Here is a 21811-nt window from a genome sequence, read left to right as displayed (position 1 = left end):
CCAGCAACGAGATCACCTACCGTTCCACCGTGTCACACGAAGATCACTCCGCAAGGGCTCCTAAGTGCCTCGGCATGTGGAGCATCACCCGCAGTCTGCAGCCAGCCGCGCGGCGCACTCCTGCAGCGCTGAGGGCGGTCAGCAGCTGGCTGAGCAGCCGTACTCGCGGAGCCAACCATGACATCGTCAGGCGACCTCTCGCCCGGATTCGAAGTGGATCTGGGCTCGGTCGAGGATGTCGTCGGGGTCGAGGCCCTGTGCCGCCAGCCAGTGCAGCAGGTCCAGGATCAAGCTGGTCGCCGACTCTTCCAGAACCGGGCGGTGGGTGAGCCTCGTGGTCGGGCTGCCGACCGCGAGGCCGTAGGTCTCCATTACGGTCGTCGCGCGCTGGATGCGGCGGCGGGTTTCGTCCGGGGCCAGCGGCAGCTCGCACCAGACCGCTTTGCCGGCCACCGTGCGGATCGTGCCCCAGGAGGGAGTCAGGGCCGCGAGGAGCTGCAGCCCGCGGCCGGATTCCTCGTCGCACGTCGGGTTGAGACGATGAGGCTCCTTGTCGCTCTTGTCGTGCAGCTCCACGCGGAGCTGGTCCGTGCTGGCATCGAGGACGAGCGTGGCCACGGAGCCCTGGCCGACGTGCTTGATCACATTCGACGCCAGCTCGGTGGTGATCAGTTGGGCTTCCTCGACGAGAGTCTGCATCCCCCAGGCCGCGAGTTCTGCTCTTACCGCTCGGCGCAGGCCGGCCAGCTGGAGCGGCTCGGCGGTGAAGGGGAGGATGCAGCGGCGAGGGTGGGGTTCGGTGACTGAGTAGCGGTACATGGCCACACTCCTTGGGCGCTACGTCAGCGCTGTGCCCAGCCGTGTCCGTACGACCGCGCTGCGTAGTCTGGCTGATGCGAGTATGGCATTGAGAAGTCTCTCTATGTAACTTCTCACGAATTCTCGGAAGGGTGAATCCGGTGGTGTGGCAACTTCAGCCGCCCATAACCTTGTTGCCGCTGGTCCCGTCGTGGCCAGCTCGGAGGGAGAGGTAGCCGTCATGCCAGCGCGGGCCACTACTCGTCGACGACAGCTCGGCGTCATGATGCGCAAGTTCCGGGCCCGCAAGGGGATGACCCTGGAGGAGGCGGGTCGGCTTGTCGGGGTTTCGAAGGCGACCGTCAGCCGGTACGAGACGCAGGAAGGGCCTGTGAAGTGGCCCATCGTGGACGCGCTGTGCCGTGAGTACGGAGCGAGCGAGGCTGAGCGGAAGGCCGTGGTCGGCCTTGCCAAGGACGCGAAGCGGCAGGGGTGGTGGACCTCCTTCGCGGATTCTCTGCCGGAGAGCATGAACCTGCTCTTCACGTTGGAGGACGAGGCAGTCCGAGAGGATCACTTCGCCTGTCTGTACGTGCCGGGGCTGCTGCAGACTCGCGGCTATGCGGAAGCGGTGCAGCACGCGTCGGAGATGAGGCTGTCCGCGGAGGAGATCGCGCGCCTCGTCGACCTTCGGATGAAGCGGCAGGAGGTTCTGAGCCGACCGAAGCCACCACGCCTGTGGGCCATCCTCGACGAGTCCGTGATCCGGCGCGTGGTCGGTTCGCGTGAGGTGATGCGGGAGCAACTGGGTCACTTGTTGCGCGCCAACGAGTCGCCCGACATCACGCTTCAGGTGCTGCCATTCGCCAAGGGCGCCCACTCAGCGGCCATGGGGAGTTTCGTGATTCTCGGGGGTGCCGAGCCCTCGCTGGACGTCGTGTACGTCGACATCCACGTCGGCTCGCTCTTCATGGAGAAGGACGAGGAACTGGAGCGCTACCGGGTCGCGTTCGACTACCTTCGCGCTCAGGCGCTGGACATGGCTTCGTCCTCCGCCCTCATCGAACGCGTCCGTGAGGAGATCTGATGCGCGAGCCCTGCATATCCGACGGAGACGGCGGCTGGTTCAAGTCCTCCTACAGTGGTGCCGGCAACACCGAATGCGTCGAGGTCGCCTTCCGGCCGGGATCGTCCGCCGTGCGGGACTCCAAGGATCCGGGCGGGCCCGTGATCGGGGTCTCGCGCCGGGCGTGGGCGGACTTCGTGGCGGCCGTGCGGGATGGGCAGTTGGGGTGAGGTCCGCGTTGACGGAGGCCTGACTGCTTTATCCGTGCGTCGGCATGCTCGCCTTGCCGAGGCGTCTTGCCCAGGGCAGTGGCTGCGGACGATCATTCGGGGATGAGAACCGAGGTGCGGGTATTCGTTGCCGATGGGCCGCTTCCCGATGTGGGGGCGAGTGGGGAAGAGATCGACAGGCGCGTCGAGCAGCTTGATGCGATCTCCAGACCGGTCACGGCCCAGGAGGCCAGGGCGCTGGCCGACTGCTTCGGTCCGGACGATTGCCATGGCGTCGCCTGGACGCTGCTGCACCTCATCGAGACGGGCCCGAACCCCGTCCTCACCGTCAAGCCCGCGCCGGACGCCAACGAATGGCAGGACCGGCTCTGGACGCGGGCCTTGAATGCGGGGCTCGTGGAGGAAGGCTGACGGGCCGGCGACGGTTCCTCGTGTCTGCTGCGTAGGGTCGGGGCCAGGAGATCCTTCGAGTGGGAGGTATGGGGATGGCTGGTGTGCCGGCGGGGGTTGTGGCTGCGGGTGGGTTGGTCGGGGGGTATGGCGTGGCTCGGTGGACCAAGAGGCGGCCCTTGGGTGGGGTTGCCCTGGCCGCTGCGGGGGCGGTGGCCGCTCGGGGGTGGCGGGAGAAGGCGGGGAACGGGACTGCCGCCGCGCTCAGTGCGGCATACATCGCCGCGTTCGCCGGGTCGCATCCGCTGGCGAAGAAGGTCGGGGCCTGGCCGTCCGTCTTCGCCGTCGCCGGTGGCGTCGCCCTCGCGTCCTGGGCCCTCGCCGATCGGCGGTAGACCTCGCCGATCGGCAGTAACGCGTCCGACGGCAGTAAGGGATCCTGGGTCGTGCGTCGCGGTTCGCGTACGCGCGGGTGGCTCAGGCGGGCGGGGCTCCAATATCGCCCGCCCGCCGTCCTACCGCCCGCCGGGCGGTTGGCGCCCGTCCCGCCCCGTCTTCCGGTCAGTCCGACGCCGACGTCAGCAGGTCCAGTTCCGGCTGGGTCAGCTTGAGGTCGACCGAGGCCAGGAGGGCAGGGAGCTGGTCGACGGAGCTGGCGCTGGCCAGGGGGGCCACGACTGTGGGCTGGGCGAGGAGCCAGGCCAGGGCGACCGTGGCGGGCTCGGTGCGGTGGTTGGCGGCGACGTCGTCCAGGGCGGCGAGGACCTTCTGGCCGCGCTCGGTCTCCAGGTGCTTGGCCGCGCCCGTGGAGCGGGGACTGTCGACGGCCGTTCCGGGTCGGTACTTGCCGGTGAGGAAGCCGGACGCCAAGGAGTAGTACGGGATCGTCGCCAGGTCGTGGCGGGCGGCGACCTCGGACAGCTCGCCCTCGAAGGTGTCGCGCGAGACCAGGTTGTAGTGCGGCTGGAGGGCGACGTAGCGGGCCAGGTTCTCCCGGGTGGAGAAGGCCAGCTGGGCCTCCAGACGGTCCGCGCCGACGTTGGACGCGGCGATCTCGCGGACCTTGCCCTCCCTGACCAGCTCGTCCAGGGTGGTGATGATCTCCTCCACCGGCACCGACGGGTCGTCGTAGTGGGTGTAGTAGAGGTCGATGTAGTCGGTGCGCAGCCGCTGGAGGGATTCCTCGACGCCCGATTTGATGGCGGAAGAGGTCAGCCCGCGCGGCTCCGGGGAGCCGGCGCCCACCTTGGTGGCGAGGACGATGTCGGAGCGGTTGCCACGGGAGGCGAACCAGTTGCCGAGGACGGTCTCGGACTCGCCGCCCTCATTGCCCGGTACCCAGGCGGAGTAGACATCGGCGGTGTCGACGAAGTCGCCGCCCGCCGCCACATAGGCGTCGAGCACCCGGAAGGACTCGGCCTCGTTCGCGGTCCAGCCGAAGACGTTCCCGCCGAGGGAGAGCGGGAAGACGGACAGGTCACCGATCTTCTGTGTGTTGTCAGACATACGTCTCTACAACGGTTGGCTGGACGGGGTTGTTCCGGCCTGTTGTTCCCGCATGTGTTCCTGAAGGTCGGGCGTAAGGGGCCTAAAGCCGACGGCCCTGGCGTCAAGGGGGGAGAGAGCGCCAGGGCCGCCGGGGTATCAGGGGTTAAGCCCGTGCTGGCGCAGCCAGGGCATCGGGTCGATCGGCGAGCCGCCGCCCGGCCGGACCTCGAGGTGGAGGTGCGGGCCGGTCACATTGCCGGTGGCGCCGACGCGGGCGATGACGTCACCCGCCGACACCTTGCCGGAGGTGACCACCATCGAGGACAGGTGGCAGAACCAGAGCTCGGTGCCGTCGCTCAGGGTCAGCACGATGCGGTAGCCGTACGAACCGGCCCAGCCCGCCTGGGTGATGGTGCCGCCGTGCACCGCCTTGACCGGGGTGCCGGTCGGGGCGGCGAAGTCCTGGCCGGTGTGGTCGGCCGACCACATGTCGCCCGCCTGGCCGAAGCCGGCGGTCAGGGTGTACGAGCCGACGGGGAGGGTGTACGCGGCGGCGAGCCTGGCCTGGCGCTCGGCCGCGGCCTTCTTCTCGGCCGCCTCCTTCGCCCGCTGCTCGGCGGCCTTCTTCTCCGCCTCGGCCTTGGCCTTCCGCTTGGCGGCCGCCTCCGCGGCCTGGTCGGCGGCCTTGTCCGCGGCGGCCCTGGCGTCCTTGGCGGCGGCCTTCGCGGCGGCGGTGCGGCTGTCCTCGTCCGCCGCGTTCTGCTGGTTCTCGGCCTGCTGGAGGATGCGGGCGCGGAGCGCCTCGCCCGCGTCGGTGGTGCCGCGCTGCTCGTCCTCGCTGGTCAGACCGGCCTGGGAGAGCGGGGCGGCGGCGGTCTGCGCGCCACTGCTGTCGTCCGACGCCCAGGAGCCGATGCCCGGCAGGTCCTTGGCGGCGGGCAGGCCGGCCTTGACCTCATCGGCGACATGGCCGAGGTCCGGCATGGAGATGGGGAGCGCGGGACGGTCCTTGGCGCTGGCCATACCGCCCGCACCGACCGCCGCGATCACGCCGACCCCGAGGACGGCGCCGCTGCGCGCCATGGTTCCGCCCCGCTGCCTGGCCACGCGGTGCCGACCGCGTACGGGAGCGATGGACTCCTCGGTGGGGTTCCACTCCTCCCAGGTCTCGGCCTCGAATCCGGCACCCGGGCCCTCGGAGGCGCCCTCATCCGCATAGCGGTCGTCCGGGGCGAACGCGTACGGGTCGTCGGGCGCGAACGCGTAAGGGTCGTCGGGGGCGAATCGGCCGCCCCCTGAGCTCATCCTGCCGCCGGCGTCGAAGCCGGGGCCGTAGGCGGTGGCGGTCCCCAAACCGCCTCCCCGTGTGCGATACGGAGCCTCGTCCAGGACAGACCTGTTGGACGCCACGGAGGCGCACTCCTTTCCTTCCTTCTCGCCTACCGGGTTAGCTGACGGGTTCGGAGCAGGAAGGTCTCCTACGGGTCAGGTTCGACCCGATTCACCCCAAGGTTGTTGGTTCCCCGGTTCCCTTGGTGCTGCTGGTGGTGCGGTACTGCCGCTGTGCGTACGGGATTCGGCGACGGCGCACGGTGCCGCCCTTGCGACGGTTGTGACGACCGCGCTGCGTTATCGAACGTTAATAGAGAGCGCGATGTGATTCCAAGCTGTTCAGAGGAATCCGCGCACCTTTGGCATGAACTTAGCGCTCAAGAAGGGACAGATAGGGGCGAGTCGACGTACTGGGCAAGAGTTGGCAAAACCGCATACGGATCGATCGTGCGTCAATTGTTATGCGGAGGGGGCTCGGTCGGTTACGCACGGTGTGCGGTGCGGCGCGGTGCGGTGCGGTTGGTCGGTCGGTCGGTCGGTCGGCTACGACGGCGTGGGGTTCGCCCTGTCGGTCCCTTCACCGTTGCCGCGCCCGTTGCCGCGCCCGTTGCCGCGCCCGTTGTCCCGCCCGTTGCCGCGGGCCGGTGTCCGACGGACCGCCAGCAGCGCCATGTCGTCCGGCGTCCCGCCACCCGTATGGCGCTCGACATCGGCCACCAAGGCATCCAGCAGCTCCTGCGGACCGTCGAAGCGGCGGCCGCGCAGCCGCTCCTCCGGGTCATAGAACTCGCCATGGCGGTCCCGGGCCTCCGTCACCCCGTCCGTGAACAGCAGCAGCGTCTCGCCCTCCGCGAAGGCCAGCTCCATCACCCGGTCCGGCCAACCCGCCAACTCCCCCATCCCCACCGGCAGCGCCGACGTCTCCGGCTCCAGGGCGCGCACCGCGCCGCCCTCCTCCAGGAGCAGCGGCGCCGGATGGCCGCGGTTGATCAGCCGCAGGGTGGAGTCACCGCGCGGAATTTCGGCCACCACGGCCGTCGTGAACCCCTCGACCACCTCCAGGTCGGCCCGCCGGGCGCCCTCGCGCTGCAGCGCCCGCTCCAGGCGGCCCACGAGCGCCTCCAGCGTCGTCTCCTGCTCCGCCGCCTCCCGGAAGCAGCCCAGGAGGATCGCCACGACCTCCACGGCCCCCAGCCCCTTGCCGCGAACGTCCCCGACGGTCAGCCGTACACCGTGCGGAGTGTCCTGGACCGCGTACAGGTCACCGCCGATCGCCGCGTACTTCTCCGCCGGTACGTAACGCGCGGCGATCTCCAGCCCGGCGAGCCGGGCGGGCGGCGCGGGCAGGACGGCGCGCTGGGCCGCCTCCGCGACACCGCGCGCCGAGGCGAGCCGGTGGTAACTGCGGCGTACGACGCGGTTGATCACCACCGCCAGCACGGTCACGGTCGCCACCGTGATGATCTCGGTGGCCGCCTGGGTCGGGTCCCTTACCCCGTGCAACTCCGCCAGCAGACAGGTGACGAGGACCGCGACGACGGCCATGACGAGGGTCTGACGCAGCGGTAAGAGCGCCGCGGCGACCAAGGGGGCGGCGGCGAAGAAGGGCGAGGCCGTGTAGCCGGGCGGGGCGGCCAGGTCGAAGGCGATGCCGCCGAGGACGAGGATGGCGGGCACCCAGCGGGCCATACGGCGGCCCGGGGGCTCCTTACCGCTCTCCTCGGCCGGAGCGGGCCCCGGAATGGACGAACCGGCGGACGCGTCGGCGGCGGCACCGGCCGCGGCACCGGTGTCGATGAGCGTACGGAGGCGGGTGGTGGGACGGCGGGCGAGCGGGCGGCTCAGCCGGGGCCAGGCCGTACGCCGCTCCGTACCGCCCGCCGTACCGCCCTCCGTACGGGCGCCCGTACGAGCCCTGCTCCCTCGCACCCGCACCGGCTTCTCTCGCTTCCCTGGTCCGCGGCCCGCCGCCGTCACAGCGGCACGGCGCCACCGTCGTCACGGCGCCACCGTCGTCACCAGGCTTCCGGCTGACGGGCCGCCAGGCGAGCCGGTGTCGGCCAAGCGGGTGCTGGGCGCCGTATGAGGACGTCTCGCCACTCCCCCGTGCAGCGGGGGGTGTGGACGCGTCAAGGCCGCGACCGGGGGCTACGAAGCGTCAGATACCGCGTACGTCAGCAGATCCCGCGTACGTCAGCAGATCCCGCGTACGCCAGGAGGCCCCGCGTACGTCAGAGATCGACGCCCAGCGCGCGGGCGTGGCGGTCCGCCGCGAGCTCCGCCGAGACCTCGTCGAGGTACACCTCGCACACCAGCCGACCGTCCCGGGTCAGATTGTGCTCCAGCTCCCACAGCACGATCTCGTCCCCTCCGGCGAGGAGAAAGGCGTGCTCATAGAAGCGGCACCAGGTCGCGTCCGGACCGCCGGAGCGGCGCCGGGGCTTGGGCGCGAGGGCGATGTCATGGGCGAACGCGGTGGCCAGCAGCCGCTCGGTCTCCTCGTCCGGACGGTCGGGGTTCTCCGCGCGGCGCAGGACGCGACGGGCGTGGTCGGCCGAATTGTCGGCCACATACGCACGGGAGCTCTCCACCGGCTCGGCCGTGTGCAGCAGCTGGTCCGGGAGCCACAGCGGTAACCCGTCGAGCTCCTCCCAGCGGGCGCCGCCGAGGCGCTCATGGACGCGGCGCTCGGCCAGCGACAGGGCGTCCTCGTCCGCGTAGAGCTCGTACAGCGGGCGGCCGCCCTCGCCCGTGTTGTGTTCCAGTTCCCACAGCAGCAGGCTGCTGCCGTCGGGGAGCAGGAAGACGTGCCGATAGGTGCTGTACCCGAGCTGGCCGCACCGCTCATTGCACTGCCGACAGGACCGCAGCTCGGACTGGTGCATCAGGGCGCTCCGCGCCTGGGCCAGCACCGGCTCGCCGATCTCGAAGCCGTTCTGCGCACGGGCGAGCAGCCCGTCCATCAGCTCGGAAGGGGTCCCTTCCCTTCGTGAGTGCCCCATGTCTCTCCTCCCGCCTCCCGGCGTTGATTCGCCGCGCCCCCCGGGCGACCACTTCGCGCACTTAGCGTAGCGGCGTGAACACGCGCCGCGCTGCGGTTCCGCGAAGCTGTCGGTGTGACTGTGCCTCACTCACTCCTGCGTCGTAGAGCCTGGATGTATCACTCGTCCGACCGGTCGAACAAGTCCCGGGGCGGGGTCGGGGCGGCCCGGTCGGTCGGCGCGAGGCCGTCTCCCGGCCGCCACGCGGCCATCGGAGCTCCACCGCCCCGTCACCACCCCGCCAGCGTCCGGCCGTCGAGCGTTCGCGCCGCTCCCGTCCCTCCGCCTCGCCCCTGCCCCACCGCTGCCCGAGAGCCGTCCGGCCCTCTTCGCATAACGGGGATTCAGATTCTGCTGGGCCAAATGGTCGTCGCATTGGTCCCCCTTAGCGGGATTCTCCGATAACACGCCGCGCAAGAACCGCACTATGCCGGACGGGTGAAGCTGACTGGCGGCCCGAAGCCTTAACTGATGAGCTTCGTTGTGTCATGCGTCCGTGAATTCGCGGAGCAACCCAGACGGAGGAATCAAGTGAACATCGGCAAGAAGGCAGTTCTCCTTACCGCGGCCGCCGGCGCTCTGGTCATCGGTGGCGCGGGCGGTGCCCTGGCCAACGCCAACGACGACTTCATCGTGCAGCTCAACAGCTGTGAAACGGCCACCGGCACCACCACCAACACGGGCGCCGCCGCTCCCACCGGCGACGTCAACCTCGGCTCGGACTGCATCAACTTCACCAACACCGGTGGTTCGGTCGTCCAGGCCAACGAATGCGACACGGCCACCGGCACCACGGTCATCACGGGCGGCCTGGCCCCGACGGGCGACACCAACATTGGCTCCAACTGCGCGAACATCGCCGTCGACGATGACAGCGTCACCCGCCACTGAGTCGCTGACCCTTTCATGGTGTTCCCGCCCGCGGTAACACTGTGAGGCATCCCCCCGTTGGGAATCGCGGCCCTGGAAGCCTCCCTTCCAGGGCCGCTGCCATGAAAAAGGCTTTTGGCGACGGTGATGAACGCACCGCACCCGAAGCCCGATTGGAGGCTCTTTATGCACATGCGCAAAAGGACGGCGCTTCTTGCGGCGACCGTGGGCGCGCTGCTCATCGGTAGTGCGGGCGGAGCCGACGCCGCCGACCCAGGTCCCAGCCGCTCGGCCGGCGCCAACGGCGGGACGCAGAGCAATCGCTGCACCACCAGTTCCGTCATCGGCACCGTCACCGTGGCGGCCGGCCCCACCGAGATCACCAATGAGACCAATTGCGTCAACACCGCCGAATCGGGTGTGACGACGCAGGAGAACCGCTGCCGTACCCACTCCGTCATCGGTCCGATCACCGTCGCGCTGGCTCCCGGATCGGAAATCAAGAACGGGACCAACTGCGTCAACGTCAGTGAGTCGGGCGGGGTCACGAAGCAGACCAACGACTGTCGCACCACCTCCGTGACGGGCCCGATCACGATCGGCCCCGGCTCCGAAGTCACCAACGAGACCAACTGCGTCAATGCCGCCGGCGCCGGCCCCCAGAACGGAAGTCAGGGGAAGAGCGCGAACGGCACGAAGAGCGGCAAGAGCGGTGGCCAGGGAAACCGCCAGCGATCCTGAAGCACCGAACCCCCGGAACTCGCGACCGAGCTCCGGACGTCCGTTCGCCATGAACGCGGCCTTGGGGAATTCCCCCGGGGCCGCGTTCATTTTTTTCGTTTCCATGGACGTCACACTTTTCGTTATCAATGGACGTCACACGACTCGGCGCCGCATAGAACTCCACCGACTTCCGCACCGACTGAATATACCTTTACTGTGGCGGATGGGTGATCCTTCGACTATTCCCGGATCCGGGCCTCCGGAAATATCGTTCAAAAGGTGTCTGCGGATTATTCGCGGAGAACCCGATATGGAGGCACCAGAACAATGCAGATCGGCAAGAAGGCAGCTCTCATGGCCGCGGCGGCCGCGGGCACAATGGTGGTCGGCAGCGCCGCTAGCGCGAGTGCCCATGGCCTCTTCCCGCAGTCCAGCGGGGCTCAGCGAAACCTCTGTGACACGACCACCGGCGCCACCACCAACACCGGCGCCGCCGCCCCCACCAGCGACTTCAACCTCGGCTCGGACTGCATCAACTTCACCAACAGCGGTGCGGCGTCCCAAGCCAACGACTGTGACACGACCACCGGCACCACGGTCATCACGGGCGGCATGGCCCCGACGGGCGACACCAACATCGGCTCCAACTGCACGAACATCGCCCTCGACGAGCCGGACCCGGTCGTGGTCGTGCACAAGGACCCGCCGAAGAAGCAGCACAAGGCCAAGGACCCGCACAAGGCCAAGAAGCACCACAAGGCCAAGGCCAAGGACCCGCACAAGAAGGCCAAGGACCCGCACAAGAAGGCCAAGTGCTCGCACAAGGTGACGAAGCACCACAAGGCCAAGGTCAAGGCGAAGAAGAAGGACTGCAAGCACTGACGGTCGAGTCGAGCACGCGGTCAGGCAGGCGGCGCCCCCGGAAGAATGGCTTCCGGGGGCGCCGCGGCGTTCGGCCGGATCGTTTCAGCGGTCGTCATACTTCTTTCGGAAGCGGTGGTCACACTTCTTTCAGAAGCGGTCGTCACGCTTCTTCCAGGAGCGGTGGTCACGCTTCTTTCAGGAGCGGTCGTCACGCTTCTTTCAGCATCCCGCGAGAGCCGGTACGCACTGGTTCGGGTTGTTCCCGGTGACCGTGGTCGCGGAGAGCGCGATCGAGCCGCCGTCGGTGAAGATCCCACCGCCCTGGCCGCCATTGGCCGTATTACCGGTGACGATGTCGCCGGTCATTTGTGTGGTGCCCGCGTGCTGGAACACACCGCCGCCATTCAGCGTGGCGGTATTCGCGGACACGGTGGTGGCCAGCACGCGCAGCGCGCTGCCCATATTGGCGATACCGCCACCGAAACTGCCCGCGGTGTTCTCGAGCACCCGGCTGCCGTTGAGCGTGAGATCTCCGATCGCGGTGGAGATGCCGCCGCCCTCGAAGTTGGTGGTCCTGTTCCTCGCGACCGTGACGGCGCTCAGCAGCGTCGTCCCGAAGTTGCTGACGCCACCGCCCGAGCTGTCCGCGGTATTGTCCGAAATGTTGCCGCCAGAGACACTGAGGGTGGCCGACGTACTGATGTGGATACCGCCGCCGTCCCCCGCGAAATTTAGTGTCACATCCGTGGCCGAAAGCACCGCGGAGCCGCCCGAGGCGACCTCGATGCCTCCGCCGACGTTGCTCGCGGTGTTGCCCGTGACCGTGGACTGGGTCAGCCTCAGCGCGCCCTGGTCGAGGATGCCACCGCCGTCGGTGCCCGCCCCCGAGGTCGCCCGGCCGCCCGAGAAGATCACGCCGCTGACCGTGAGACTTCCGCCGGGCGCGATCTCCGCGATCCGGAAGTCTCCCGCGGACGCGCTGCGTCTGATGGTGGATTGGGTGCCGGTGATGGACACGTCGCGGGTGATGAGAGGAAGGCCATCGGCTCCGTTGGGACCGGTGAACGCAGCGGAGCCCAGCGTGTACACACACCCCGGGGTCAGGACGACGGACCCTCCCGAGGGCGAGCTGTTGGCCTCGCTCACCGCGTTGACCAGCGCCGCCGAGTCCCCACAGGGCACCGGGGCCGCCTTCTCACCCTCCTTTCCGCCGCCTCCCTTTCCTTCGGCGGACGCCGGAGCGGAGACCGCCCATGCCGATACCGCCAGCGCCATGACGGGGATCAAACCCCGGATCGTTGTCGCGAGTCGCACGAGGAGTCTCCTTACGCGTTTCCGAGCAGCGGGCCAGACGCAGCAGGTTCAGACTCTGCGGTCGAGTACCGCTCGGCATCCGCTCAAGCGCCGGTCGAGTGAGACTCGATCTTCTGTGCGACGAGGGTGAGAACCCCCCGATCCCGGGCCACGGAAGACAGCGCGGCGGGACCCTCAGGAACGAGGAAACCGCAGGTCGCCGATGGCGCCTGCGGTTTCCGAAGTGGGTCATCAGGGGCTCGAACCCTGAACCAATGGATTAAAAGTCCACTGCTCTGCCAATTGAGCTAATGACCCGCACCCCCGCAGCATAGCTCGGCGAGCGGCCAACACCCGAGCCAATACCCTCCGGGAGCGAAGGGCCGTGCAACAGCGTGGTGTTGCACGGCCTCCAGCACGGCCCGATCAGCCGTTGCGCTTCCAGCGCGGCTTGTCGGCGCGGCGGTCGAAGGACCGGTCGTGCGAGCTGTGGGAGCGCTCGTACGAACGGCCGCCGGTAGCACCGCCCCGGTGGTCGTCACGGCGGCCCGGACGGTCGTCGCGACGGTCCCGGTTGAACGGACGGTCCCCGCCACGGTGGTTGTGGTCGCGGCGCTCGAAGGAGCGGCCACCACGGTCGTTGTCCCGGCGGTCGAAGGAACGGCCACCCCGGTCGTCACGGCGCTCGTACGGACGGCTGCCGCCACGGTCGTCACGGCGGTTGAAGCCGCCACGGTCGTCCCTGCGGTCGCGGCCGAACGAGCGGTCGTCACGGCGGTCCCGGCCGAAGCCACGGTCGTTGTCCCGACGGTCCCGGTCCCGGTCGCGGTCGCGGCCGAAGCGGTCGTCGCGCCGGTCATCGCGCCGGTCATCGCGGCGGTCGTCGCGACGGTCGTCGCGACGGTCGCGGTTGAAGCCACGGTCCCGGTCGCCGTCCCGGCGGTCGTACGAACGGCCACCACGGTCGTCACGGCGGTTGAAGCCGCCACGGTCATCGCGGCGGTCGTCCCGCCGGTCACGGTTGAAGCCACGGTCCCGGTCGCCGTCCCGGCGGTCGAAGGAACGGCCACCACGGTCGTCCCGGCCCCGGTCGTTGTCCCGGCGGTCGTACGAGGAGCGGCGCGGCGCCTCGCCGCCACCCGCACCCTCGACGGCCTCGGCCCCCGCACCCTTCACGGCGGGCACGGTCGCGGGCTCCGCCGTACGCTGCGCGGGCAGCGTCACGGCGGCGGCCTCGGCCACCGTCTCCGCCCCTGCCTCGGCCCCGGTCGCGGTCGCGGACTCCGCCGGTGTCACGGTCTCGCCGCGCTCGCGCGCCACCCGCGCGGACAGCCGGTCGGCCTCCTCGCGCAGCTCGGCCGCGCGCCGCTGCGCCCGCTCCAGCTCCCGGGTGAGGTCTTGCGCCTCGCGCTCGGCCTGCTTGGCCGCGTTCGAGGCCGCCTCCGCCTGCACCTCGGTGAGCGAACGCGCGCCCGTGATCTGGGCCACGTCCTCGTCGAAGGCTCCGCCGCCGCCGACAATGTGACGCGAGGCGTCGACGCCCGCGTCCTCCATCAGCCGGAAGATCTGACGGCGCTGATGCGGCAGGGCCAGTGAGACGACGGTGCCGCTCTGGCCCGCTCGGGCCGTACGGCCCGAGCGGTGCAGATAGTCCTTGTGGTCACCGGCCGGGTCCACGTTCAGCACCAGGTCGATGCCGTCGACGTGGATACCGCGCGCGGCGACGTCCGTGGCGACGAGCACATTGACGTACCCGTCCTTGAAGTCGGCCAGGGTGCGGGTGCGCGCGCCCTGCGTCATGCCGCCGTGCAGCGCGTCGGCGCGTACGCCCGCGTCGCACAGCTGCTCGGCGACGCGGTCGGCGCCCAGCTGGGTCCGTACGAAGATGATGGTGCGGCCCTTGCGCGCCGCGATGGCGGCGGTGACCGGAGCCTTGTCCTTCGGCTTCACCACGAGCACGTGGTGGGTCATCGTGGTGACCGCGCCCTGCGCCGAGTCGACCTCGTGGGTGACCGGGGCGACCAGGTAGCGCTTGACCAGGCTGTCGATCTCGTTCTCCAGCGTCGCGGAGAACAGCAGCCGCTGCCCGCCCTGCGGCACCAGGTCGAGGATCTCGGTGACCTCGGGCAGGAAGCCCATGTCGGCCATCTGGTCGGCCTCGTCGAGGACCGCGACCTGGACCTTGTCGAGGGACGCGGCGCCGCGGTCGATGATGTCGCGCAGTCGGCCCGGGGTGGCGACCAGGATGTCCACGCCCCGCTCCAGGGCGTAGATCTGATTGCCCATCGAGGTGCCGCCGCAGACCACCTTGAGCTTGAGGCCGAGGACGTCGCCGTACGGCTGGAGCGCGTCGCTCACCTGCATCGCGAGCTCACGGGTCGGGGTGAGGATGAGGCCCCGGGGGCGCTTCTTCTCGGTGTGGCCGCCGGCCAGCGTGGTCAGCAGCGGAAGGCCGAACGAGAGGGTCTTGCCGGAGCCGGTGCGGCCGCGGCCGAGGATGTCCTTCCCGGCCATGGCGTCGGGGATGGTCGCGGCCTGGATCGGGAAGGGCGTGGTGACGCCGTTCTGCGCCAGCTTGCGGACGATCTGCTCAGGGAGGCCGAGGTCGGCGAATGTGATGTCGGGCGCCTTAGGGGTGTCGGGGGCTTCCGTGGCGGCTTGCTCGTCCTGCTCCGACGGCTCGAACGGCTCGGCCGGGGCGGTCAGCTCGCTCGACTCGCTCGGCTCGCTCGGCTCTTCGTGAGCGGGCATGACGGCGTGATCAGTGGAAACGGACATGCGAAATGCGAAACCTTCCGGAGTCTCGGCACGCGCCCAAACTCCGTGTGTTGTCGCAAACGACCGCCTCTATGCGGTCAGCCACGGGATGGCAAGGAACGCGCCTCACGGCGCACTATTACGAGGCGCCGGGCAAATGGGATCAAACGATCTACCACCATACGCACCTCCACCCCCCAAGAGCAAATTCACTCCATCCGCGCCGGCCGGCGACGACTGTGGCCTACCCCGCGGGCTGGTCCGACGGGGAGGCGGGCGCGGTCGGGGGCTCGGGGGCGGTCGGCTTCGGGTCCGGCGCGCTCGGCGGTGGGTTCGACGGCCGGGGCGCGGGCGGCGCGTCGGACGTGGTGGCGCCGCCCGGCTGCGACGGGGCGGAGGGGGCCGGGCGGTGGTGCGGGGCGCCCTTCTTGCCGGGCGGGGCCGAGGGCTCGGCCCCGGGGTCGGTCGCGGAGGCCGAGGCCGACCGGTCCTCGCCGTCCTTCTTCTTCCCTTTTTCGCCCTTCTTCCCCTTCCCGTCCTTCTCGTCCCGGTCGGAGTCCGCATACGGCCGCCCCCTGCCGTCCGACCGCACCACGGCGCCGCCCGTGTCCGCCGCACCGCCCTTCTGGTGGGAGCCGCGGTGTTTGTCCGGCCGCTCGGGGTCGTCGGAGATGCTCATGCAGCCGCCCAGCGCCAGGGCGACGGCCACGAGCGCCGCGACCGCCGCCCCGCGCACGGCGGCACGGGGCGCGCGCCGGGAGGGCCGGGAGATCCGGGAGGGCCGGGAGATCCGGGAGGACCGGGGGGACCGGGAGGACCGGGAGGACCGGGAGGACCGGGGGGAACGGGCGGTGCGAGGAGCGGGGGATCCGGGCACGGGGGATCCGGGCATGCGCGGGACACCTCCAGACGGCAGGGATGTGACGCCCTGCCCAACTGGCCCCGCCCCGCCCAGGACACGCATGCGGTGCGGACCCGGCCCGTCGCGTAGACCGCGCGTCCGGCGTCGGTCGTAGGCGGGGCCCGGCCGGAGGCGGATGTGGGCGGGGGCGGCCGGAGGCGGATACCGGCACCGGAATCAGCCGGAATACCGGCACCGGAATCAGCCGGAGCCCGCGAACAGGCCGTGGCCGAGGATCAGCCGTACCCGAGCGCGTGCAGCCGCGCGTCGTCGATCCCGAAGTGGTGCGCGATCTCGTGGACCACGGTCACCTCGGTCTCCTGGACGACGTCCTCCCGCGTCTCGCTCAGCCGTAGCGTCGGACCCCGGTAGACGGTGATCCGGTCCGGCAGGACGCCCGCGTACCACTCACCCCGGTCGGTGAGCGGCGTCCCCTCGTAGAGCCCGAGCAGCTCGGGATCGTCCGTCGGTGGCTCGTCCTCCACGAACACGGCGACGTTGTCCATGAGCCGTGTCAGCTCCGGCGGGATCCGGTCCAGCGCCTCGGCGACCAGTTCCTCGAACTCCTCGCGCGTCATCTCCAGCACCAGGCCATTGTCGGGCAGCCGGGCCCGGAAAGGAGCCGTCGGCGCCAAGCTATCCGCGCCGGACGTCTCCGGCCGCCCGGCGCACCGCCACCCGACGTACCGCCCCCCGGTGTCGGCCCACCCCCGCGCCGCCCAGGCATACGCCCCCGCGCGGACGGGCATACGGGACCAATGGCCCGCGAACCGCTCCGGCTGCTCCGTGCCACCGCTCAGCGCGCGGGCACCGCGGCCGTCTCCCCCCTTCGCCGCTTCCGCCGCCCTACTCTTCGCCGCTTCCGCCGCCCTTCGCAGCCCCCCTCCGCCGCCGCTTCCCCCAGCCGCATGCCCACGCCGTTCGACCCCACGCCGTTCGGCCCCACGCCGTTCGACCCCACGGCGCTCGATCCCCCCGCGCCCGCCCGCCCCCTGGTCCGCGCCGCCGGGCTGGCCGCCGTGACCGTCCTCGGCGCCTGGATCGGACTGCTGGTGGTCGGCAGCGTCCACATCTCCGTGGGCCCGATGGACACGCGGATGGCGCTGCGGCCGTCCCTCACCGGCGGCACCAAGATCAACGTGGCCCCGCTGGGCGCGCTCGAGCTGAACAGCCACCACGCCCCGCTCCGTCTGGACGTGGACGTGGACCGGCTCGACCCCATACGGTCCCAGGCCCTCGTCGACCACCCCGAACGGCTCTCCGGGCTCCAGGACGAGGTCGCGAGCGATATCACCCGCGGCACCCTCGGCCTCGCGCTCCGCTCCTGCGTCGCCGTGGTCTTCGGCGCCACCGCGCTGGGCCTGGCGGTCTACCGCCGCCCCCGCCGGGCGCTGGCCGCCGGAGGGCTCGCGCTCACGCTGCTGACCGCCTCCGGGGGCGCCGTCTACGCCACGTGGAATCCGAATTCCGTACTGGAGCCGCGCTACTCCGGGCTGCTCTCCAGCGCCCCCTCCGTGGTGGGCAACGCGCGCAGCATCGTGACCGACTTCGACGTCTATCAGCGGGAGTTGGCCCGGCTGGTGACCAATGTCACCCAGCTCTACGAGGCGACCTCGACGCTCCCCGCGTACCAGCCCGATCCGACCACCATGCGGGTGCTGCACATCTCGGACGTCCATCTCAATCCGGCCGCGTGGCACATCGTGCAGTCGCTGGTGCGGCAGTACAAGGTCAGCGTGATCATCGACACGGGCGACACGATGGACCACGGCACCTCCGCCGAGAACGGCTTCCTCGACCCCGTCTCCGACCTCGGCGCCCCCTATGTCTGGGTGCGCGGCAACCACGACTCGGCGTCGACCCAGCGCTACCTGGCCAAGCGCAAGGGGGCGCATGTGGCGGACAACGGCGATGTGGTCACCGTCGCCGGGCTGCGGATCGCGGGCATCGGCGATCCGCAGTTCACCCCCGACCGCTCCGCCGCGGCCGCCGGTGACGCGGCCGAGCACAGCGCCGGACGGCAACTGGCCGAGGCGATCCGGGACCGCAAGGCCGCCGGCGCCCCGGTCGACATCGCCCTCGCCCACAACCCGATCGCCGCCCGCGAGACCGACGGCACCGTGCCGCTCGCCCTCACCGGGCATGTCCATCACCGCCGTACGGAGGTGCTCCCCGGCGGCACCCGGCTGATGACCGAGGGGTCGACGGGCGGCAGCGGGCTGCGCGCGGTGGACGACGGCACACCGGACACGGTGCAGGCGTCGGTTCTCTACCTGGACCGGGACACGCGACGGCTCCAGGCATGGGACGAGATCGATCTGGGCGGTCTGGGTCTGGCGAAGGCCGAGGTCAGCCGACATCTGCCGGCCGAGAACCGCCCGGGGGCGACACCGACGCCCACCACTCCGTAAACCGTTTTGGCGAACCTCACCGGCATCCCATATGCTTCTCGCGTCCCCGAAAGCGCCGCAAGGCGCCCAGGTGGGCCATCGGCCCTCATCGTCTAGTGGCCCAGGACGCCGCCCTTTCAAGGCGGTAGCACGGGTTCGAATCCCGTTGGGGGCACCACCTTCTTTGAGTCACCGCAGGTCGGAACGTACCTGCCGGTGACTTTTTTCATGCGCGCCGCACGGCGGCCCCGCGGCTCCGGCGGCTTCCTCGGCTCCGGCGACTCCTGCGGCTCCCGCGGCTCCCGCGGCTCCCGGAATGTCTCCCTCCCCCACGCGGTTGTACGTACGCAACGGCACCGGACCCGCCGCAGGCCCCACGCTAGGGAGCGCAGATGACCGTCCAGGACGTCGACCAGGTGAGCTTCGCCGAGGAGTGGGAGCGCTGGCACCGTACCCATGAGCAGGCGCTGGCCAACCCCCACGGATTTCTCGCGATCACCAGCCTGCGCTGGCTGAGCCCGGAGCCGACCCGCTTCGAGGACGCCCCCGGGGCCTGGTCCAGCGGCCCGGAGGGCGTGGTGGTCGAGCTCGCCGACGGCGAGGAGCTGACGATCGACGGCACGGCGGTGCACGGGCGGTACGTCTTCGGGGCGATCGCCGAGCGGGCCAGCCTGTACGCGGGGTACGGCGACGCGGTGATCGAGATCGCCAAGCGCGGCGGCCACAACATCGTCCGCCCCCGCCACCCGGGCAACCCCCTCCGTACCGACTTCACCCACACCCCCGCCTACGCTCCCGACCCCCACTGGGTCCGCCCCGGCCGCTACCTCCCCTTCGACGAGCCGCGCGCGATCACCGTGGGCGCCGTGGCGGAGGGGCTCGAGCACGTCTACGACGCACCCGGGCAGGTCGAGTTCGAGCTGGAGGGCGAGACGTTCCAGCTCACCGCCTTCAACGGCAAGCGGCCCGGCGCCCTGATGGTGCTCCTCACCGACGCCACCTCGGGCGTGACCACGTACGCCGCGAACCGCTCCCTGCAGATCGACGCCCCCGACCAGACCGGCCGCGTCACCCTCGACTTCAACCGCGCCACCAACCTCCCGTGCGCCTACACCGACCTCGCGACCTGCCCCCTGCCGCCCACCGAGAACCGGCTGCCGGTCGCGATCGAGGCGGGCGAAAAGCTCCCCCTGGAACGCGGCGGCCGCCCCTGATCCGCCCCTGATCCGGGCCGAGCCGGACAGACCTCCGACCGCGCCCCACCGCTCACCGACCGAGGCCCGGCCCGCCCGGTGAGCGGTCAGAACACGGCCGGAGGTCTGATACGCTGATCCAGCGACAACGACGCGGCGGAGAGAAATCAAGGCCCCGGTTCGAAGATCGCAAGGAGTGCGAATCCACGACGGGAAATCCCGTTGGGAGCGCACCCCATATGTGCGAGACTCGTGCTCGTACACGCAAGGTCCTGTGGAGCAGTTTGGAGTGCTCGCCACCCTGTCAAGGTGGAGGCCGCGGGTTCAAATCCCGTCAGGACCGCTGCGGCTGGGTAGCTCAGTTGGTACGAGCGTCCGCCTGAAAAGCGGAAGGTCGCCGGTTCGACCCCGGCCCCAGCCACCACAGCCCCTACCAGGGCAAAGCCCCCTCTCGGGTCATCCGGAGGGGGCTTCTTCGTTGCCCGTGACGCCCTCGGCACGCACCGTAAGAGCGGCGGACCAGGAAGTGACATGCTGGGCACCGCGTCGATGAAGGGGAGTGGATTCATGCGGTGGACCGTCCACGGCGAACGGCAGATCTACAGCAACCCTTGGGTCAACCTGTGGCTCGTCGACGTACAGCAGCCCGACGGGCGCCGCTGGGAACACCACGTCGTACGCATGCGACACCTCGCCGTTGCCGCCGTGGTCGATGACCAAAAGCGCGTCCTGATGATGTGGCGCCACCGGTTCATCACCGACGCCTGGGGCTGGGAACTGCCCATGGGACTCATCGAGCCCGGCGAGACCCCGGTGCAGGCAGCCGCCCGCGAGGTCGAAGAAGAGACCGGCTGGCGGGTCGAGGCGATGAAGCCCCTGGTGTACGCACAGCCCGCGAACGGGATCACCGACTCCGAGCACCACGTCTTCCGCGCCGATGGGGCCACCTACACCGGGCCGCCGACAGAGCTGAACGAATCGGACCGGATCGAGTGGATCGCCCTATCGGAGATAAGGGGGATGATCGACCGCCGCGAGATCGTCAGCAGCGGCAGTCTGGTCGGCCTGCTGTATCTGCTGCTGGACGAGGCCACCAAGAGCGCCGACTAGCCAAGTGACTCTCGCATCCGCTGCTCGAACCTGATCACCGGTGCCTCACGGGCGTACGGAGCCAGACGGCGGTGGAATTCATGGACATGCCCAGCGACCCGGGGAGAGTCGATCACGGTGCTCAGTTCGAGTGCGAGTCCGGCGCTGTGACAGGCGTCGCCGAGCTTGCCCTGCTCGAGCTGGGTGCTGGCGAGCCAGAAGGCGTGGAGAGCCCGTCCGCGCTGCTGTTCGGATGTTTCCCGGCGCAGTCCCTCGGCGATGAGAGGTTCGGCTCGTGGTGCCTCGCCAAGACGGGCCAGGGCGATTCCGGTGTCGACGATGAGCTTGGTCTCGTCGAAATAGCGCACCCAGGAGGGCGTCTCGTCCGTCCGGCCGCGTGCGCATTCGAAGGAGTCGCGGGAACGGTCGATGGCGTGATTGCAGGCGGAGGCGTCGCGAAGGGTGGCGTGGGCGAACGCTTCGCGCATGTGCAGCATGGACATCACCAGAGGCTGGTCACCCGCTGCCCGAGTGACGTCCTGAGCCTTGCATGCGAGAGTGATGGCCTCTGCCGGATTGCCGTCATAGGTGGCCTGCAGGCTCATGCAGGACAGCACATTGGCCACGAAGAGACGATCTTCCTGCTCCCGCGAGAGGCTGAGGGCCTGGCTGAAGTAGATACGTGCCGTGCTGTACTGACAGGCGTCGAAATACGCCCAGCCCGCAAGGCGGGCCAGCTCTGCGGCGAGGGACCGCAGGTCCCGGCCCAGTGCATCCCCGGCGTGCCGCATCACCTGTGTGACGTAAGTGAGACTTCCGACGACCGCAGGCCGCATTGGCGCACCACCGTGCTGGTCGTCCCGACGCCAGTAGTCCTCCACTGAGGAGCGCAGCGCGGCGAGCGTGGAGCGGGTGACCTGTGAGTCGGCCAGTGGCAGTAGGTCATCCAGGCTTTCCCCAGCAGCAGGACCGGTAGCCGTTGCCCTCTGTGCGAGCCGTGGCTCGGATGCCTGGCTCCGCTCGCTCTCCGGAGCCGATGCGGGAATTTCCCAGGGCCGATGTGCCAGGCCCAGCATCGCGCCGGGGATGCGCAGCCCATCGGCGACTCTCTCGATCACATCGATGTGGGCCAGACCACGACGTCCAGCCATGATCTCGCCGACCCTGCTGGGCGTCATGCCGCAAAGGGCGGCGATGCGCGAGGGATAGATCCCTGCCTTGAGCTTGACCAGCTGGAAGATGCGGGTGAAGTCGCGCTTCCGGCATGCTTCCTGCCACTCAGGGCTGGCCAACAAGGCTGGTGGCAGCAGTCGATGAGGCTGCGGTGCGGACACTCGTGCCCCTCTCCCTCGCCCCGCGGCGGCGGGCTGTCCGGGCGGTCAAGCG

The 21811-nt window shown here is 70.0% G+C and carries 20 protein-coding genes, 4 tRNA genes and 1 riboswitch; of the genes, 13 read left to right on the top strand and 11 right to left on the bottom strand.

Annotation, left to right across the window (positions count from 1 at the left end; translation table 11 throughout):
• Positions 1 to 186: 186 nt before the first annotated feature.
• Complete coding sequence (locus J2Z30_RS46905) at positions 187 to 819, bottom strand: ATP-binding protein (RefSeq protein ID WP_052701441.1); 633 nt, start codon at positions 817 to 819, stop codon at positions 187 to 189.
• Between the two features lie 220 nt (positions 820 to 1039).
• Between J2Z30_RS46905 and J2Z30_RS46900 the strand changes: the two genes are divergently transcribed.
• The 4 genes from J2Z30_RS46900 to J2Z30_RS46885 all read left to right on the top strand — a co-directional run bounded on the left by J2Z30_RS46900 (position 1040) and on the right by J2Z30_RS46885 (position 2879).
• Positions 1040 to 1885, top strand: coding sequence for a helix-turn-helix domain-containing protein (locus tag J2Z30_RS46900; RefSeq protein ID WP_044572100.1), 846 nt, complete (start codon positions 1040 to 1042; stop codon positions 1883 to 1885).
• Positions 1885 to 2094, top strand: coding sequence for a DUF397 domain-containing protein (locus tag J2Z30_RS46895; RefSeq protein ID WP_044572102.1), 210 nt, complete (start codon positions 1885 to 1887; stop codon positions 2092 to 2094). Before J2Z30_RS46900 ends, J2Z30_RS46895 begins: the two co-directional genes overlap by 1 nt.
• Before the next feature lie 102 nt (positions 2095 to 2196).
• Positions 2197 to 2505 (top strand): hypothetical protein, encoded by a 309-nt coding sequence (locus tag J2Z30_RS46890; protein ID WP_044572104.1) that lies wholly within the window; start codon positions 2197 to 2199, stop codon positions 2503 to 2505.
• Positions 2506 to 2579: 74 nt separating this feature from the next.
• Positions 2580 to 2879 (top strand): hypothetical protein, encoded by a 300-nt coding sequence (locus J2Z30_RS46885; RefSeq protein ID WP_044581623.1) that lies wholly within the window; start codon positions 2580 to 2582, stop codon positions 2877 to 2879.
• Between the two features lie 166 nt (positions 2880 to 3045).
• Here J2Z30_RS46885 and J2Z30_RS46880 read toward each other — a convergent pair whose 3' ends face one another.
• The 4 genes from J2Z30_RS46880 to J2Z30_RS46865 form a co-directional block, all read right to left on the bottom strand.
• On the bottom strand, positions 3046 to 3990 hold the full coding sequence (locus J2Z30_RS46880; protein ID WP_044572107.1) for an aldo/keto reductase: 945 nt from the start codon (positions 3988 to 3990) through the stop codon (positions 3046 to 3048).
• A 138-nt stretch (positions 3991 to 4128) separates the two neighbouring features.
• Positions 4129 to 5382: a M23 family metallopeptidase gene (locus J2Z30_RS46875; protein WP_044572109.1), complete on the bottom strand. Its 1254-nt coding sequence runs from the start codon at positions 5380 to 5382 to the stop codon at positions 4129 to 4131.
• 11 nt (positions 5383 to 5393) lie between these two features.
• Positions 5394 to 5529, bottom strand: a riboswitch (cyclic di-AMP (ydaO/yuaA leader).
• 318 nt (positions 5530 to 5847) lie between these two features.
• Entirely contained in the window at positions 5848 to 7239 is a 1392-nt protein-coding gene (locus J2Z30_RS46870) for a PP2C family protein-serine/threonine phosphatase (protein WP_052701442.1), read from the bottom strand.
• A gap of 296 nt (positions 7240 to 7535) precedes the next feature.
• Positions 7536 to 8306, bottom strand: a complete 771-nt coding sequence (locus tag J2Z30_RS46865) for a DUF6227 family protein (RefSeq protein WP_044572111.1) — start codon at positions 8304 to 8306, stop codon at positions 7536 to 7538.
• A 570-nt stretch (positions 8307 to 8876) separates the two neighbouring features.
• On the opposite strand from J2Z30_RS46865, the gene J2Z30_RS46860 reads away from it, so the two are divergent.
• From J2Z30_RS46860 to J2Z30_RS46850, 3 genes are all read left to right on the top strand, one after another.
• Positions 8877 to 9236: a hypothetical protein gene (locus tag J2Z30_RS46860; protein WP_044572113.1), complete on the top strand. Its 360-nt coding sequence runs from the start codon at positions 8877 to 8879 to the stop codon at positions 9234 to 9236.
• A 126-nt stretch (positions 9237 to 9362) separates the two neighbouring features.
• Complete coding sequence (locus J2Z30_RS46855; protein ID WP_245389273.1) at positions 9363 to 9956, top strand: hypothetical protein; 594 nt, start codon at positions 9363 to 9365, stop codon at positions 9954 to 9956.
• Between the two features lie 309 nt (positions 9957 to 10265).
• Positions 10266 to 10820, top strand: a complete 555-nt coding sequence (locus J2Z30_RS46850) for a hypothetical protein (RefSeq protein ID WP_044572118.1) — start codon at positions 10266 to 10268, stop codon at positions 10818 to 10820.
• Between the two features lie 201 nt (positions 10821 to 11021).
• Here the strand turns inward: J2Z30_RS46850 and J2Z30_RS46845 are convergent, their stop codons facing one another.
• The 5 genes from J2Z30_RS46845 to J2Z30_RS46825 all read right to left on the bottom strand — a co-directional run bounded on the left by J2Z30_RS46845 (position 11022) and on the right by J2Z30_RS46825 (position 16340).
• Positions 11022 to 12116 (bottom strand): hypothetical protein, encoded by a 1095-nt coding sequence (locus J2Z30_RS46845; protein ID WP_044572120.1) that lies wholly within the window; start codon positions 12114 to 12116, stop codon positions 11022 to 11024.
• A gap of 224 nt (positions 12117 to 12340) precedes the next feature.
• Positions 12341 to 12413: transfer RNA gene (locus tag J2Z30_RS46840), tRNA-Lys, on the bottom strand.
• A 108-nt stretch (positions 12414 to 12521) separates the two neighbouring features.
• Positions 12522 to 14873 carry a DEAD/DEAH box helicase gene (locus J2Z30_RS46835; RefSeq protein WP_044572122.1) on the bottom strand — a complete coding sequence of 784 codons (2352 nt, stop codon included), beginning with the start codon at positions 14871 to 14873 and terminating at the stop codon, positions 12522 to 12524.
• Positions 14874 to 15096: 223 nt separating this feature from the next.
• The gene (locus J2Z30_RS46830) at positions 15097 to 15588 is read right to left on the bottom strand and encodes a hypothetical protein (RefSeq protein WP_078956753.1); all 492 of its coding nucleotides are present in this window, start codon (positions 15586 to 15588) and stop codon (positions 15097 to 15099) included.
• 401 nt (positions 15589 to 15989) lie between these two features.
• Complete coding sequence (locus tag J2Z30_RS46825) at positions 15990 to 16340, bottom strand: metallopeptidase family protein (protein ID WP_037953306.1); 351 nt, start codon at positions 16338 to 16340, stop codon at positions 15990 to 15992.
• A gap of 171 nt (positions 16341 to 16511) precedes the next feature.
• On the opposite strand from J2Z30_RS46825, the gene J2Z30_RS46820 reads away from it, so the two are divergent.
• The 6 genes from J2Z30_RS46820 (at position 16512) to J2Z30_RS46795 (ending at position 20446) form a co-directional block, all read left to right on the top strand.
• Positions 16512 to 18164 (top strand): metallophosphoesterase family protein, encoded by a 1653-nt coding sequence (locus J2Z30_RS46820; protein WP_078956755.1) that lies wholly within the window; start codon positions 16512 to 16514, stop codon positions 18162 to 18164.
• An 81-nt stretch (positions 18165 to 18245) separates the two neighbouring features.
• Positions 18246 to 18321: transfer RNA gene (locus J2Z30_RS46815), tRNA-Glu, on the top strand.
• Between the two features lie 214 nt (positions 18322 to 18535).
• Positions 18536 to 19357, top strand: a complete 822-nt coding sequence (locus tag J2Z30_RS46810; protein WP_044572126.1) for a DUF1684 domain-containing protein — start codon at positions 18536 to 18538, stop codon at positions 19355 to 19357.
• Between the two features lie 247 nt (positions 19358 to 19604).
• Positions 19605 to 19679, top strand: a tRNA-Asp gene (locus J2Z30_RS46805).
• Positions 19680 to 19683: 4 nt separating this feature from the next.
• Positions 19684 to 19760 (top strand) — tRNA-Phe (locus J2Z30_RS46800).
• Positions 19761 to 19903: 143 nt separating this feature from the next.
• Positions 19904 to 20446 (top strand): NUDIX hydrolase, encoded by a 543-nt coding sequence (locus J2Z30_RS46795; protein WP_044581629.1) that lies wholly within the window; start codon positions 19904 to 19906, stop codon positions 20444 to 20446.
• Here the strand turns inward: J2Z30_RS46795 and J2Z30_RS46790 are convergent.
• Entirely contained in the window at positions 20443 to 21759 is a 1317-nt protein-coding gene (locus J2Z30_RS46790) for an NsdA family TPR-like regulatory protein (protein ID WP_044572127.1), read from the bottom strand. The genes J2Z30_RS46795 and J2Z30_RS46790 overlap by 4 nt on opposite strands.
• Positions 21760 to 21811 lie beyond the last annotated feature (52 nt).

Source organism: Streptomyces iranensis, from assembly GCF_017874715.1.
Lineage (GTDB): Bacteria > Actinomycetota > Actinomycetes > Streptomycetales > Streptomycetaceae > Streptomyces > Streptomyces iranensis.
The sequence above is the reverse complement of the archived record's forward strand: the minus strand, read 5'-3'. Positions and strand labels throughout refer to the sequence as shown.

Bases quoted from the DNA above. Each gene is read 5' to 3' on its own strand.
- J2Z30_RS46900 (WP_044572100.1), top strand. From the start codon at position 1,040: ATGCCAGCGCGGGCCACTACTCGTCGACGACAGCTCGGCGTCATGATG.
- J2Z30_RS46865 (WP_044572111.1), bottom strand. From the start codon at position 8,306: ATGGGGCACTCACGAAGGGAAGGGACCCCTTCCGAGCTGATGGACGGG.
- J2Z30_RS46880 (WP_044572107.1), bottom strand. From the start codon at position 3,990: ATGTCTGACAACACACAGAAGATCGGTGACCTGTCCGTCTTCCCGCTC.
- J2Z30_RS46820 (WP_078956755.1), top strand. From the start codon at position 16,512: ATGGCCCGCGAACCGCTCCGGCTGCTCCGTGCCACCGCTCAGCGCGCG.
- J2Z30_RS46895 (WP_044572102.1), top strand. From the start codon at position 1,885: ATGCGCGAGCCCTGCATATCCGACGGAGACGGCGGCTGGTTCAAGTCC.
- J2Z30_RS46810 (WP_044572126.1), top strand. From the start codon at position 18,536: ATGACCGTCCAGGACGTCGACCAGGTGAGCTTCGCCGAGGAGTGGGAG.
- J2Z30_RS46855 (WP_245389273.1), top strand. From the start codon at position 9,363: ATGAACGCACCGCACCCGAAGCCCGATTGGAGGCTCTTTATGCACATG.
- J2Z30_RS46905 (WP_052701441.1), bottom strand. From the start codon at position 819: ATGTACCGCTACTCAGTCACCGAACCCCACCCTCGCCGCTGCATCCTC.
- J2Z30_RS46795 (WP_044581629.1), top strand. From the start codon at position 19,904: ATGCGGTGGACCGTCCACGGCGAACGGCAGATCTACAGCAACCCTTGG.
- J2Z30_RS46850 (WP_044572118.1), top strand. From the start codon at position 10,266: ATGCAGATCGGCAAGAAGGCAGCTCTCATGGCCGCGGCGGCCGCGGGC.
- J2Z30_RS46835 (WP_044572122.1), bottom strand. From the start codon at position 14,873: ATGTCCGTTTCCACTGATCACGCCGTCATGCCCGCTCACGAAGAGCCG.
- J2Z30_RS46890 (WP_044572104.1), top strand. From the start codon at position 2,197: ATGAGAACCGAGGTGCGGGTATTCGTTGCCGATGGGCCGCTTCCCGAT.
- J2Z30_RS46885 (WP_044581623.1), top strand. From the start codon at position 2,580: ATGGCTGGTGTGCCGGCGGGGGTTGTGGCTGCGGGTGGGTTGGTCGGG.